At 44.7% G+C, this 14,797-nt stretch carries 11 protein-coding genes; 8 read left to right on the top strand and 3 right to left on the bottom strand.

Going from position 1 to position 14,797, the window contains the following annotated elements:
• Window positions 1-7: 7 nt before the first annotated feature.
• Both BLP85_RS04210 and BLP85_RS04205 read right to left on the bottom strand, forming a co-directional pair.
• A complete protein-coding gene (locus BLP85_RS04210; RefSeq protein WP_092818858.1) occupies window positions 8-232 on the bottom strand; it encodes a hypothetical protein in 225 nt (74 codons plus the stop codon).
• Window positions 233-361: 129 nt separating this feature from the next.
• Window positions 362-3,190, bottom strand: coding sequence for a ribonucleoside-diphosphate reductase subunit alpha (locus BLP85_RS04205; protein WP_092818857.1), 2,829 nt, complete (start codon window positions 3,188-3,190; stop codon window positions 362-364).
• A gap of 587 nt (window positions 3,191-3,777) precedes the next feature.
• Here BLP85_RS04205 and bfmR point away from each other — a divergent pair.
• Complete coding sequence (gene bfmR, locus BLP85_RS04200) at window positions 3,778-4,491, top strand: response regulator transcription factor BfmR (protein ID WP_086196042.1); 714 nt, start codon at window positions 3,778-3,780, stop codon at window positions 4,489-4,491.
• A 31-nt stretch (window positions 4,492-4,522) separates the two neighbouring features.
• The gene (gene bfmS, locus BLP85_RS04195; RefSeq protein WP_092818856.1) at window positions 4,523-6,190 is read left to right on the top strand and encodes a sensor histidine kinase BfmS; all 1,668 of its coding nucleotides are present in this window, start codon (window positions 4,523-4,525) and stop codon (window positions 6,188-6,190) included.
• 37 nt (window positions 6,191-6,227) lie between these two features.
• Here the strand turns inward: bfmS and BLP85_RS04190 are convergent, their stop codons facing one another.
• Window positions 6,228-6,584 carry a hypothetical protein gene (locus tag BLP85_RS04190; protein ID WP_092818855.1) on the bottom strand — a complete coding sequence of 119 codons (357 nt, stop codon included), beginning with the start codon at window positions 6,582-6,584 and terminating at the stop codon, window positions 6,228-6,230.
• Between the two features lie 559 nt (window positions 6,585-7,143).
• Between BLP85_RS04190 and ndhC the strand changes: the two genes are divergently transcribed.
• The 6 genes from ndhC (at window position 7,144) to nuoG (ending at window position 14,795) form a co-directional block, all read left to right on the top strand.
• Window positions 7,144-7,689: an NADH-quinone oxidoreductase subunit A gene (ndhC, locus tag BLP85_RS04185; RefSeq protein ID WP_086199189.1), complete on the top strand. Its 546-nt coding sequence runs from the start codon at window positions 7,144-7,146 to the stop codon at window positions 7,687-7,689.
• Window positions 7,690-7,696: 7 nt separating this feature from the next.
• Window positions 7,697-8,374 carry a NuoB/complex I 20 kDa subunit family protein gene (locus BLP85_RS04180; RefSeq protein WP_086199188.1) on the top strand — a complete coding sequence of 226 codons (678 nt, stop codon included), beginning with the start codon at window positions 7,697-7,699 and terminating at the stop codon, window positions 8,372-8,374.
• A gap of 88 nt (window positions 8,375-8,462) precedes the next feature.
• Window positions 8,463-10,250: an NADH-quinone oxidoreductase subunit C/D gene (nuoC, locus tag BLP85_RS04175; protein ID WP_092818854.1), complete on the top strand. Its 1,788-nt coding sequence runs from the start codon at window positions 8,463-8,465 to the stop codon at window positions 10,248-10,250.
• A gap of 14 nt (window positions 10,251-10,264) precedes the next feature.
• Window positions 10,265-10,774, top strand: coding sequence for an NADH-quinone oxidoreductase subunit NuoE (gene nuoE / locus BLP85_RS04170; RefSeq protein WP_092818853.1), 510 nt, complete (start codon window positions 10,265-10,267; stop codon window positions 10,772-10,774).
• Entirely contained in the window at window positions 10,771-12,102 is a 1,332-nt protein-coding gene (gene nuoF, locus BLP85_RS04165; RefSeq protein ID WP_092818852.1) for an NADH-quinone oxidoreductase subunit NuoF, read from the top strand. Before nuoE ends, nuoF begins: the two co-directional genes overlap by 4 nt.
• A gap of 11 nt (window positions 12,103-12,113) precedes the next feature.
• A complete protein-coding gene (gene nuoG / locus BLP85_RS04160; protein WP_092818851.1) occupies window positions 12,114-14,795 on the top strand; it encodes an NADH-quinone oxidoreductase subunit NuoG in 2,682 nt (893 codons plus the stop codon).
• Window positions 14,796-14,797 lie beyond the last annotated feature (2 nt).

Here is a 14,797-nt window from a genome sequence, read left to right as displayed (position 1 = left end):
GATTTTTCTATTTAGCTTTTTGTTCAGTGGTGTAATAGTGATTGTGGTGGATGTTATATGTAACATTTTGGACAGAAGAGTGATTTAGGTTAGAACCTTCATTATTACTCTGTGTTAGTACATTACGTTGAACATTAGTGGTTTGAGAGTTATATAGATAAATCCCCAAACCAGCAGTCCCACCAAAAATAGCTAAAATACACGCACCAATCATTGATGCTGTTTTATTCATATGCTTTCTCTAGGAAAACATGTTGAAAATCAGGACATCCAAACCAATACAACTATTCAGATATCTGACTTACAACATGTTGTCATGTTAGTAATCATCATTATCTCAATTTAGCTGTATAAGCTTAAATTACTGACAAGCCTCACAATCCGGGTTGTCAATTGAACATGCCATTGGCACTGGTGCTGCTTGAGCGAAATCTTCTTCAACAGTTGCTTCAGCTTTCACTTCAGGTGCTACCGCAGCAGTAACAGGTGCTGCAATAGTGGCAGGTTTAACTGCGTTCAATGCGCCGGTGTTAATAGTCGATTTCTCGGCAGAAGTTGCACCCAATGCGCGAAGGTAATACGTTGTTTTAAGACCACGTAACCATGCCATTTTATAGGTCAGGTCAAGTTTCTTGCCGTTTGCACCAGAGATGTACAGATTAAGCGACTGAGCCTGGTCGATCCATTTTTGACGGCGTGATGCAGCATCCACAATCCAGCGTGGTTCAACTTCAAACGCAGTTGCGAAAATCGCTTTAAGCTCTTCAGGAATACGTGAAATCTTCTGAACAGAACCTTCGAAGTGTTTCAGGTCGTTCACCATCACTGAATCCCAAAGACCGCGATCTTTTAACGCACGTACCAGGTACGGGTTGATCACTGTGAATTCACCAGAAAGGTTGGATTTTACATACAGGTTCTGGAACGTCGGTTCGATCGACTGAGACACGCCACAGATGTTTGAAATGGTTGCAGTTGGTGCAATCGCCATTACGTTCGAGTTACGCATACCGTCTTTTTGAACTTTGGCACGTAAAGTGTCCCAGTCCAGACGTTGTGTACGGTCAACTTCAAACATGCGTTCTGGACGTGATTTCGCCACGATGTCTAAAGAATCGATTGGCAAGATGCCTTGATCCCAAAGTGATCCTTTAAATGTTTCGTAAGCACCACGTTCAAGTGCAAGGTCGCTAGAGGTTTGAATCGCGTAGTAAGAAATGACTTCCATAGATTCGTCAGCGAAATCAACCGCAGCATCAGAACCGTAAGCCAGTTTCATTTCATATAAAGCATCCTGGAAGCCCATGATACCCATACCGACCGGACGGTGTTTCAGGTTAGAATTTTTTGCCTGCGGAACAGCGTAGTAGTTGATGTCGATCACGTTGTCGAGCATGCGAACGGCTGTTTTTACGGTACGTGCCAACTTCTCACGGTCTAATACACCACCTTGAACGTGCTGTACCAGGTTAATCGAACCCAGATTACATACCGCAATTTCGTCTTGGTTGGTATTTAAGGTAATTTCAGTACACAAGTTAGATGAATGCACCACGCCTACGTGTTGTTGCGGTGAACGCAAGTTACATACGTCTTTGAATGTGATCCAAGGATGGCCGGTTTCAAACAGCATAGACAGCATTTTGCGCCACAAGTCTTTGGCACGCACTTTCTTGTGCAGCATGTCAGCTTCTTTGGCAATGCTTTCGTAATAAGCATAGCGTTCAGCAAATGCCTGACCGGTTAAATCGTGAAGATCTGGCGTTTCAGATGGCGTGAACAATGTCCATTCAGCATCTTCAAAGACACGTTGCATGAACAGGTCTGGAACCCAGTTTGCAGTGTTCATGTCATGGGTACGACGACGGTCATCACCCGTGTTCTTACGCAGTTCCAGGAATTCTTCGATGTCCAGGTGCCAGGTTTCTAAGTATGCACACACTGCACCTTTACGCTTACCACCCTGGTTTACCGCAACAGCCGTATCGTTGGCAACTTTCAGGAACGGTACAACACCTTGAGATTTACCGTTAGTGCCTTTGATGTATGAGTTCAAGGCACGAACTGGGGTCCAGTCATTACCTAAACCGCCAGCCCATTTAGACAGCATCGCGTTGTCACGCATTGCACCATAAATGTTATAAAGGTCATCGGCAATGGTTGTTAAGTAACAGCTCGACAACTGTGGACGCAAAGTACCAGAGTTGAATAGGGTAGGTGTAGATGCCATGTAGTCGAAGCTGGACAGCAAGTTATAGAATTCGATGGCACGTGCTTCTTTGTCATCTTCATTTAACGCAAGACCCATCGACACACGCATAAAGAACAATTGCGGTAATTCGAAACGGATGCCGTCAGAGTGGATAAAGTAACGGTCAAATAAGGTTTGCAGACCTAAATAGGTAAACTGGTTCGAGCGTTCTGGCTGAATCGCTGCTGCCAGTTTTGCCAGATCAAAATTCAATAGATCTGCTGATAACAGATCCAGCTCTACACCTTTTTTCAGGAAGGTTTCTAAAGCGTCATTTTCTAGAGTGTCAGTACTTAAACCCAGGAACTCCAAACCGGTTGCCACAAGATTGTCACGAAGCAGGCGAGCAGTCACATAAGTATAGTTGGGTTCTTGTTCAATACGGGTACGCGTCGCCATCATCATTGTTGTAGAGATGTCGGACTCTTTTACGCCGTTATACAGGTTTTTTACGGTTTCATCGACAATGGCTTTAACGTCAATGCCTTCCAGACCTTCAGCTGCTTTTGCCACATGTGCTTCAAGTGCACCCAGGTCAAGCGGTTTAAGCTGACCATTGGCAGCAGTCACTTGTAAAGTCGGATGGTGATGAGCGCCAGTCTGTTTGCGTGCTTCAGAGCGTTGTTCGCGGTAGATGACATACGCACGTGCAACTTTTTGTTCACCTGTACGCATGAGCGCAAGTTCAACCTGGTCTTGAATTTCTTCAATATGAATCGTGCCGCCTGACGGTAAACGACGGTTAAACGTATTCATCACCATTTCAGTCAATTGCTCGATACGATCATGAATACGGCTAGAATCAGCACTTTGCTGGCCCTCTACAGCCAAAAAAGCTTTACCAATCGCTACAGAAATTTTCTCTGCGTCAAAAGTGGCAACATCACCGGTGCGTTTAATCACCTGAAGTTGGCCAGGAGTTGAAGTGATTACGCTCATTTAGCATAGCTCCATTGTCATCTATTTTTATGTTTATGGACCGTTTGAACTGGGCAAATTTTATGCCACAGTATTTGAGGAATAAACACAAGACCTAGTGGTTTTAAAATTAATTGAACACAAGATACGGGAAAATTTAGGGTAGATCAATATTGACATTTTGCTAAATATTTTTCTTAGTACATGCATTAATCTCTGTAAAAATATTGCTATTTTTATTGATTTTTCTATAAGCCTTATCAGGCAAGGCATAGCATAACAAAGCTAAAAAAATGTGCTTATAGATAACATTGTGGATAACTTAAAAGAAATGAGCTAACTAGTCAGAAACTGTGCAAATAGCAGCGTGGATTAAAAAATAGACATTTTGTAACTAAATGTTTCTTAAATTTGTGTGAAAATCACTGGAATATGAAAATTTCAATAAATTCAATGTTTAAAAAAAATATAACAAAATGCTACTTTGATGTATCAGTTTGGTGAACGGTATCTTGTTTACAATGTAAACGTGTGTATATTGCTGAATATATTAAAGCGTATCCAATGGATTTTTAAGGATACCTTAATCCAATATAAAGGGGCATTTTATGAGCCAAGAAGAAAAGTTACCTAAAATTTTAATTGTTGAAGACGATGAACGTCTTGCACGTTTGACTCAAGAATACCTTATCCGTAATGGATTGGAAGTTGGGGTAGAACCTGATGGTAATCGTGCAATCCGTCGTATCATTGCTGAACAACCGGATTTGGTGGTACTTGATGTCATGTTACCGGGTGCGGATGGTTTAACCATTTGTCGTGAAGTACGTCCACATTATCATCAGCCAATTCTAATGCTGACCGCACGTACTGAAGACATGGACCAGGTGTTGGGTCTGGAAATGGGTGCGGATGACTACGTCGCCAAACCTGTTCAACCCCGCGTGTTGCTTGCCCGTATCCGTGCCTTGCTGCGCCGTACAGACAAGGCTCCTGAAGATGAAGTGGCTCAACGTATAGAATTTGATGATCTTGTCATCGATAATGGTGGTCGATCAGTAACTTTGAATGGCGAATTGGTCGACTTCACTAGCGCTGAATATGACCTGTTATGGCTGCTGGCTTCAAATGCGGGTCGTATTCTTTCCCGTGAAGATATTTTTGAGCGTTTGCGCGGTATTGAATATGACGGTCAGGACCGTTCAATTGACGTACGTATCTCACGTATACGTCCAAAAATTGGCGATGATCCTGAAAATCCAAAACGTATTAAAACGGTACGTAGTAAAGGATATTTGTTCGTTAAAGAAACCGGTCTTTAATGTCTGCCTGCTAATTTTATAGGACAGCTTCGTGTTTAAACACAGTATATTCTTGCGCATTTATGCGGGGTTGGTGATTTTAGTGGCCTTGGTCGCCTTATTTGGCTATCTGTTGGTACAAATCATCAATTACCAGCGTGCGCAAGAGTATCGTGAATCTTTAACCGACGGAATTTCCTATATTATTAGCGAAGGGATTGCCCGACAGCCGAATGAACAGCAGAAAAAAGACTGGATTTCTGATGCATCTGATTTGCTTGAGTTGCCGATTTATTATGTTGATGCAGCTAAGGTGGATTTATCCCGTACCGAGAGAAAACGGATTGAAGAGCGTAAAGCAGCCGTCCGTTACGATGCAGAAAATTCCATTGCCTATATCATTCTTGGCCTGAAGGATGATCCCCGGCATTTGCTGTATGTGAAAGTGAATAAAATAGGTGAGCGCCAGATGAAAGCCTTGCCGATTTTTATTCTGGATTATCTGGTGTATTACCCTGGGCAGGAAAAAGAATATCTCGCCAAAATTCAATCGAATTTTTCTTATCCTATTGCCATTGAAAAAGTGCAAAACCTGCCGCTTGATTCCGAACAAATCGGCCGGCTTCGCTTGGATCACAGTATTATTCTGTACCGTGACAATGCTTCGGTTCGGGGTACCACCATCTCGATTGTTTCGCCTATGCCCAGCTCACCTTCCGAGGTGCTGGTTTTAGGACCTGTCCCATTATTTAACTGGATGCCTTTCCAGTTGGCTGCAGGCATTACCTTGCTCAGTTTGTTTGTGTTAAGCCTTGGGGTGTATGGCTTGCTGGTGCCTATGCAGCGTCGCTTACGCGAGGTGAATTACGCCTTGCATCGCATGAAATCGGGTGACATGACCTTGCGTTTGCCGGTCGATGGTACTGATGAAATGGCTAGCCTGGCGACCAATTACAACAGTATGTCCGATCATATTCAGCGTTTGATTGAAGCGCAGCGCGAGCTGATGCGAGCAGTTTCGCATGAATTGCGTACGCCTGTGGCGCGCATTCGTTTCGGCATGGAAATGCTGGCCGAAGAAGATGACTATGAGTATCGTCTGCAGCAGGTCGAACAGATTGATAAGGATATTGAAGCGCTCAATACCTTGATTGATGAAATTATGACCTATGCAAAACTGGAGCAGGGCACACCATCTTTAGATTTTGAAAAAATCGTACTGTTTGAAGTGCTGGATCAGGTGGTGATTGAAACCGAAGCACTGAAAACTCAAAAAGAAATTGAACTCAAAGCGCCACCCATTAGTATAGTGGTGGATGCCGAGCGGCGTTACTTGCATCGTGTGGTGCAAAATCTGGTCGGCAACGCAGTTCGCTATTGTGATCATAAAGTAATTGTCAGTGGTGGCATCAATGATGCAGGACTGGCCTATGTCCAGGTGGAGGATGACGGTGCCGGTATTCCCGAGGAGGAGCGTCAGCGTATCTTTGAAGCCTTTGCCCGTCTGGATGATAGCCGTACCCGTGCTTCTGGAGGGTATGGATTGGGCCTGTCCATTGTGAGCCGTATTGCTTACTGGTTTGGCGGGAAAATTGAAGTTGATCAAAGCCCGGTTTTAGGCGGGGCACGTTTCACCATGTCATGGCCTGCGCAACGCTTTAATAAAACCAAAAAGAAAGCCCATGTTGTAAAAGACGGGATCTTAAATACAGAATTTTAGCTCATAAAAAAGCACCGAATCCGGTGCTTTTTTAGTTTTATTCATGACTGGTGGCATCTGGTTCAATCAGGCTTTTTCCCTGTTTTAAACTGGCAAGGGCATCGGCATTAAAATCTAGCAGCAAAGAATTGTTTTTGGGGTCAATTGCATAATGGCTAATCAATTTCTGGTCCCCATTTAATGTTTCGACTCTGTATTCATCGGCAACGTTTAAAATAGCTTCGAGATTGGTGGTGGTGGAGGCAAAGTCCTGGCGAAAAAGATCATAAATATCACGCAGGTCAAAAATGGCATCACGTGCATCTGGGTGTTTATCAATGTATCTTTCCACATGGTGCACTAACAGTTGTGCAAAGAAGAAATATTCAGATTCATGGGCATATTTTAATGTCATTATAGTTTCTCCTGTCTATTCACTTTTTGAGTTTTAAATACAAATATCACAAACTGTTAAACGCATGTCAAAGTGTTGCAAAAAAGCCACAAGAATAAAGCAGCTTATGCAAAAAATATGAGGTAGCTTATAAAGCAAAGAAGGGTAGTTTATTTTTAATTCGGTATAAAATTTAGTCAATTCTCGTGGTTCCAATCATTTTTTAAATAAATACTCAAAATAAACTGGGCTTTTAAAATTGATAGAATATTCAGCAATAATGCATTTTTAGATTGAAAAATAAATGGGCAAGATTTCCTCAAAAAATCTTAATGTGAGAAAATTTAATAAAAATAAACGTTTTTATTAAATAAAACGATTAAGGTGTGCTGTAAAGGAATAAATGCAAATTAAAAGCAGGAATGCCGAAAAAATCATCCAAAAGACTAAGGCTTATAAGCTAGCAAGTGAAATCATAAATCAGGTACAATTGGCGGGATTAATTTTGTGTTTGGTGTATTTGAAGGCCAATACATACATTCTTTGTTAATAAATTAGGCCTGCCAGGAGTTATCCCCGCATGAGTGCCATTACTCCATACGATTGGGCAATTATTGCCTTCGTGATCGGCGTTACATTTCTTTGTGTCTTTATGCTCACAGTTCCTTTACTCCTTGGGGGTAAATCATGGGGCCGTGCAAAGCAAGAGCAATTTGAGTCAGGTGTAGTAGGTGCGGGTGGAGCACGCATCCGCTTGTCTGCAAAGTTCTACTTGGTTGCTATTTTCTTTGTGGTATTTGACCTGGAAGCACTGTATCTCTACGCATGGGCTACATCAGTTCGTGAAGTAGGTTGGTTCGGTTTTACCACCGTTGTGATTTTTGTGGTCGATTTATTGATTGCTTTGATTTATGCCATTGCTGTAGGGGCATTAAACTGGGCACCAACCGATCGTCTCAAAGCGGCAGTGATGAAATCGAAAGTGGGTTCACCGAATATGAACCTTGCCGACATTACACGCTTCAATTCTATTGAAGAGTTGGTTGTTGACCCTACAGGTCAGATTCCAGCTCAATCATCTGGTCGTGTGAAAAAATCTGCGACTACATCATCTAGTAAGGAGTAACCCGGGAATGAAATATACATTAACCCGTGCGAATCCGGATGCTGATCAATATCCACTTCAAGAGCGTCAAATCGTTACCGATCCGCTTGAAGAAGAAGTGAATAAAAATGTGTTCATGACTCGTTTAGAGGATGTAATGCATACAGCTGTAAACTGGGGCCGTAAAAACTCTGTATGGCCTTTTAACTTTGGTACTTCATGCTGTTACGTAGAATATGCAACCACTTTGACGGGTGTGCATGATATGTCGCGTTTCGGTGCCGAGGTTATTCGTGCTTCGCCACGTCAGGCGGACTTAATGATCGTTGCAGGGACCTGCTTCGTGAAAATGGCACCTGTAATCCAGCGTTTATACGAGCAAATGTTAGAGCCTAAATGGGTGATTTCAATGGGTGCTTGTGCAAACTCGGGTGGTATGTACGACATTTATTCGGTTGTACAAGGTGTGGATAAAATCATCCCTGTCGATGTGTACATCCCGGGCTGTCCGCCACGTCCTGAAGCATTATTGCAAGCATTAATGTTGTTACAAGACCAAATTCAATTAGAGCGCCGTCCACTTTCAGCGGTGATTGGTGATGATCTTCAGCCAGTGTATAAGCCAAAGATGCAGCCAGAACGTGACCGTAAGAATGCTGAACGTATTGCAGTGAAAAACTTACGCTCTATGGATGAAATTAAATAATCTGAGCGACAAAATATTGATGCACCCGGTCTGGGTGTAATTGTCGTTTAAGGTTGACTGAATTTGTATTAAATAGGAAGCCAAGCCAATGGCTGAAACTGACATTGCTATGCCAGAATCAACACCAGTTGATTCACGCCCAGCATTTGCAATTATAGAAGAGCTCAAAACCAAATTTGGTGAGAACTTCTTTGTGCAAACGACTTTTGAAGACTTTCCAACAGTCTGGGTTGAGCGCGCACGTGTGCAAGAAGTCCTCATGTTCTTGCGGAAAGTAGAACGTCCTTACGTGATGCTGTTCGACTTGTCTGCGGTAGATGAGCGCTTGCGTACTCACCGTGACGGTTTGCCTGCGTCGGACTTCACTGTGTTCTATCACTTGTTGTCGCTAGAGCGTAATGCTGATATTCGTATTAAGGTTGCCTTGGGTGAGAGCGATCTCAACATTCCAACTGCAACCAACATCTGGCCAAATGCCAACTGGTACGAACGCGAAGCTTACGACATGTTTGGCATCAACTTCGAAGGGCATCCAATGCTCCGTCGTATCTTGTTGCCGACATACTGGGAAGGTCACCCGCTGCGTAAAGAATATTCTGCACGTGCGACTGAATATACCCCGTATATGCAGAACCAGGCGAAGCAGGACTTTGAACAGGAACACCTTCGTTTCGTTCCTGAAGACTGGGGCCTAAAACGCGGTAACGCCGATGAAGACTTCATGTTCCTGAACCTGGGTCCTAACCATCCATCTGCGCATGGTGCGTTCCGTGTGATCTTGCAGCTGGACGGCGAAGAAGTCAAAGACTGTGTGCCGGATATCGGTTATCACCACCGTGGTGTGGAAAAGATGGCTGAGCGTCAAACCTGGCATTCATTCATTCCGTATACCGACCGTGTTGACTACCTGGGTGGTTGTGCGCAAAACATGCCTTATGTGATGGGTGTGGAGCAACTTGCGGGAATTACTGTTCCTGACCGTGCACAATGTATCCGCGTCATGATGTCTGAATTGTTCCGTATCAATAACCACTTGTTATATATCGGTACTGCAATTCAGGATGCCGGCGGTATGACCCCAGTATTCTATATGTTTGCTGACCGTCAAAAAGTTTATGACATCGTAGAAGCGATTACCGGTTACCGTATGCATCCGGCATGGTTCCGTATTGGCGGTACTGCACATGACTTGCCAAATGGCTGGGATAAGTTGGTTCGTGAATTACTTGATTGGATGCCAAAACGTCTGAACGAGTACTACACAGCGGCATTGAAAAACTCGGTGTTTGTCGGCCGTACCCGTAATGTTGCGCAATACGATGCAAAATCGGCATTGGCTTGGGGTGTAACAGGTACTGGTTTACGTGCTACAGGTATTGACTTCGACGTACGTAAATACCGTCCTTATAGTGGTTATGAAAACTACGACTTCGACGTGCCGGTTGAATACGAAGGCGATGCTTACGCGCGCGTAATCGTTCACTTCCGTGAAATCGAACAGTCACTGAAAATCATCAAGCAGTGCTTGGACAACATGCCTTCTGGTGCGTACAAAGCAGACCATCCACTGGCTGTTCCACCACCAAAAGACAAGACATTACAAGATATTGAAACCTTGATTACACACTTCTTAAGCGTGTCATGGGGTCCTGTAATGCCTGCAGGTGAAGCATCTGTGATGGCGGAAGTGGTGAAAGGTGCGTCTAACTACTACCTGACTTCAGACAAGTCAACCATGAGTTATCGTACCCGTATCCGTACACCAACTTTCACGCATTTACAGCAAATGCCTTCTGTGATTAATGGCAGTTTAGTATCTGACTTAATCATTTATTTAGCGACAATTGACGTCGTAATGGCTGACGTGGATCGCTAAGGGGTAAACGCATTATGATGATTTTGACTGATAAAAAGCCACGTGTGAATGTTGAAGGGATTTTAACTGCGGACGAAATCCATGAAATTGAACATCACATGGGCCACTACCCGTACCCGCGTGCCGCATGTCTGGATGCGCTGAAATGTGTACAACGCCGTAATGGCTGGGTAGACGACGCACAAATGAATGCAATTGCTCAAATGCTGAGCATGAGCCTTGCAGATTTAGAAGGCGTTGCGACATTCTATAACCGTATTTACCGTCAACCGGTCGGTCGTCACGTAATTTTATTGTGTGACTCGATTGCATGTTTCTTGATGGGTGCGGAAACTTTGGCAGAAGCCTTCCAGCGTGAATTGGGCATTCAGTTTGGCCAAACCACAGCGGATGGTCGTTTCACTTTGCTGCCAATCTGCTGCTTAGGTAACTGTGACAAAGGTCCAACCTTAATGATTGATGAAGATACTCATGGTCTGGTTGAAGTGACTTCGGTTAAACAGCTCTTGGAGAAGTATGTATGAATACTGAACCAAAACCAATTTATGGCGACGGTAACCCGGAAACTCACCCATTAACATGGCGTTTAAGCAAACAAGCCAATGTTCGTAATGCCGATGATTACGAAGCGCTGGAAGGTTATGCCGGCTTTAAAAAAGCGATTGGCATGCAACCGAAAGAAGTGCTTGAAGTCATTAAAGCGGCGACTGTAAAAGGCCGTGGTGGTGCGGGTTTCCCGGCAGGGATTAAATGGTCGTTGATGGCGCCGAATGACAACTCGGGTCCACGTTACCTGATTTGTAATGCCGATGAGATGGAACCAGGTACCTTCAAAGACCGTTTGTTGATGGAAGATCTTCCACACCAACTGATTGAAGGCATGCTGATTGCTGCTTATACCTTAGAAGCAACTCAAGGTTACATCTTCATTCGTGGTGAATATATCGAAGCTGCGAAGTATCTGAACGAAGCGCTTGAGCAAGTTCGTGCCAAAGGTTACCTGGGGGATAACATCCTCGGAACTGGCTGGAATTTCGAATTGCATGTGCATACCGGTGCGGGCCGTTATATCTGTGGTGAAGAAACTGCATTGATTAACTCGCTTGAAGGCCGTCGTGCCAATCCGCGTACCAAACCGCCATTCCCGCAAGTTGCAGGTGCTTGGGGCCGTCCTACGATTGTCAACAACGTAGAGACCTACAACAACTTGCCAGCCATTATGCTGCGTGGTCCAGAATGGTATATCGGTTTATCTGAAGGTAAATCAAAAGATCCAGGTACCAAAATTTACGGTGCATCAGGTAAGGTGAAATTCCCGGGTCTTTGGGAACTTCCATTTGGTACCACTGCACGTGAAGTGATCGAAGAGCATGCCGGTGGTATGCGTGACGGCTTAAAGCTGAAAGCATGGTTACCGGGTGGTGCATCGACTGACTTCCTGGCTGCCGAGCATATCGATCTTCCTATGGATGCGGAAAGCATCATGAAAGCAGGTTCACGTTTAGGTACCTGTTTGCTCATGGTTGTTGATGAAACCCAATGTATGGTTTCAGCAACACGTAACCTGGAAGAATTCTTTGCACGCGAATCATGCGGTTTCTGTACACCTTGCCGTGACGGTTTACCTTGGGCGGTGAAAGCGCTTAAAGCACTGGAAGATGGTACAGGCAAGAAAGAAGATATCGATCACTTACAAGAACTGACTCGTAAGCTTTGGATTGGTAAGACTTTCTGTGCTCACGCACCTGGTGCGATGGAACCGCTTATGGGCGCACTCAAACATTTCCGTGGCGAATTTGAAGCGAAGGTAGTCAATGCCGCCGCTCAAGTTAGCTCCGTAGAACAAGCTTAAGGAATTCGACTATGGCTACAATTCATGTCGATGGCAAATCGTATGAAGTCAACGGCTCGGAAAACTTGCTACAAGCATGTTTGAGTCTTGGCATTGATATCCCATACTTTTGTTGGCATCCATCCTTAGGTTCTGTCGGTTCTTGCCGTCAGTGTGCCGTGACTCAATACGCGAATCCAGAAGATACGCGTGGCCGTTTGGTCATGTCATGTATGACGCCTGCATCTGACAATACCTACATCTCGATTGAAGACAAAGAAGCCAAAGATTTCCGTGCTTCGATTGTTGAATTCTTGATGACCAACCACCCGCACGACTGTCCAGTCTGTGAAGAAGGTGGTCACTGTCATTTACAAGATATGACCGTGATGACACAGCACGACCGTCGTCGTTACCGTTTCACCAAACGTACGCATTACAACCAGGAGCTAGGCTCATTCATTTCCCACGAAATGAACCGTTGTATCGCATGTTACCGTTGTGTTCGTTACTACAAAGACTATGCTGGCGGTACAGACTTTGGCGTGTATGCAAACGCATCACGTGTTTACTTCGGTCGTCCAGAATCAGGTACTTTAGAATCTGAATTCTCGGGTAACTTGACTGAAGTATGTCCGACTGGTGTATTTACAGACAAAACTCACTCAGAACGCTATAACCGTAAGTGGGACATGCAGTATGCGCCAAGCGTATGCCAAGGCTGTTCTTCAGGTTGTAACATCTCTCCGGGTGAGCGTTATGGCGAACTGCGTCGCGTAGAAAACCGTTTCAATGGTGACGTTAACCAATATTTCCTTTGTGACAAAGGTCGTTTTGGTACAGGTTATGTGAACCGTGCAGACCGTCCACGTCAGCCACAATTCCGTGATGGTGCAAACGTAACGACTGTTTCAGTCGATACAGCACTTGATACCGTCATTGAGAAAATCCAGGGCAAAAAAGTTCTGGGTATTGGTTCACCACGTGCATCGCTTGAAACGAACTTCGCGCTTCGCGAACTTGTAGGTCAAGACAGCTACTCAACCGGTATGTCTCAAAAAGAGCAAAATCTGGTTGAACTTGCAGCTTCAATCATGCAAACCGAGGGTGTTTATAACCCGACCATGCGTGAAATTGAAAGTTACGATGCAGTATTAATTCTCGGTGAAGATCTAACTCAAACTGCGCCACGTATGGCCTTGTCTGTTCGCCAGGCTGCGAAAAACAAAGCCAAAGAAATGGCGGCAGAACGCCGTACCCAGGAATGGCTGGCTGAACCGGTACAGCGTATTGCGCAAGATGCCAAATCGCCAATCTACATTCTTGCTGCGACTCAAACGCGTTTAGCTGACGTTGCGACAGGTGAAGTAGTGGCATCTCCAAACGATATCGCACGTTTAGGTTTTGCTGTTGCTGCGGCAGTTGCAGGTGAAGTGGTTACAGGTCTTGATGACGATGCGAAAGCATTTGCACAAACCATCGCTGACACTTTAAAAGCTGCGAAGAAACCATTGATCATCTCTGGTACAAGCTTACAAGACGCTGCCATTATGGAAGCTGCTGCACAAGTGGCTCAGAACTTAGGTTCAAATGCAGGTCTTACATTGACGGTTCCTGAAGTAAACTCAATGGGCTTGGCAATCTTCGGTGGTCAAAGCCTGGAGCAAGCATTTGCACAAGACTATGACACAGTTGTGATTGTGGAAAATGACCTTTACCGCCGTTTACCTGCTGCACAAGTCAATGCTGCACTTTCGGGTAAAGACGTGATTGTATTGGATCACTCTGAAACTGAAACTGTGAAGAAAGCAAACATTGTACTTTCTGCTGCAAGCTTCGCGGAAGGTGATGGTACTGTGGTATCTCAAGAAGGCCGTGCACAGCGTTTCTATCAGGTGTATGACCCAAGTTACTACAAACCTGAACTGGCGATCAAAGAATCCTGGCGCTGGTTACATGCCATTGAAACCGGTGTGAAAGGCAAAGCGATTTCCTGGACATTGCTGGATGATGTCATTGAATCCGTCGTGAAAAATGTTCCTGCGCTTGAAGCCATTCAAGATGTCGCACCAGATGCGGGTTACCGTATCCATGGCTTGAAGATTGCACGTGAACCACGTCGTTACTCAGGTCGTACCGCAATGCGTGCTCCGCTTTCGGTGCATGAGCCTAAACAGCCAATCGATGTCGATTCTGCATTAACATTCTCTATGGAAGGTTATGTGGGTAATGAAACCCCATCATCACTGGTTCCGTTTGCATGGTCTGCAGGCTGGAACTCTCCACAAGCCTGGAACAAATTCCAGGATAACGTAGGTGGCCACTTAAAAGGCGGTGATTCAGGCATTCGTTTATTCGATCGTTTGGCTAAACGTCCTGCACGTACATTCGTAGCTCCAGCAGCAGTACTTGCAAATGCTGAAAGCTTCCGTTTGGTACCTATGCATCACATCTTTGCTTCTGGTGAATTTACTGTAAAAACTCCGGCCATGGAATCGCGTATTCCTGAAGCCATGTTTGCAGTAGGTGAGCAAGATGCTGCGCGCCTAAACGTTCAAGATGGTCAAAAAATTACTGTGAAAGCAGGTGAAGCGACAATCAGCCTTCCAGTTCAAGTGATCGAATATTTGCCGACAGGTTATATCGGTTATCCGGTTGGTCTTGCACCAACGGTGTCACTTGCAGAGCCTGTATCCGTCGCGGTAGGAGTGTAATT

It is taken from the genome of Acinetobacter kookii, assembly GCF_900096895.1.
Classification (GTDB): domain Bacteria; phylum Pseudomonadota; class Gammaproteobacteria; order Pseudomonadales; family Moraxellaceae; genus Acinetobacter; species Acinetobacter kookii.
Note: the sequence above shows the minus strand (reverse complement) of the source record. Positions and strands in the feature narration are given on the sequence as shown.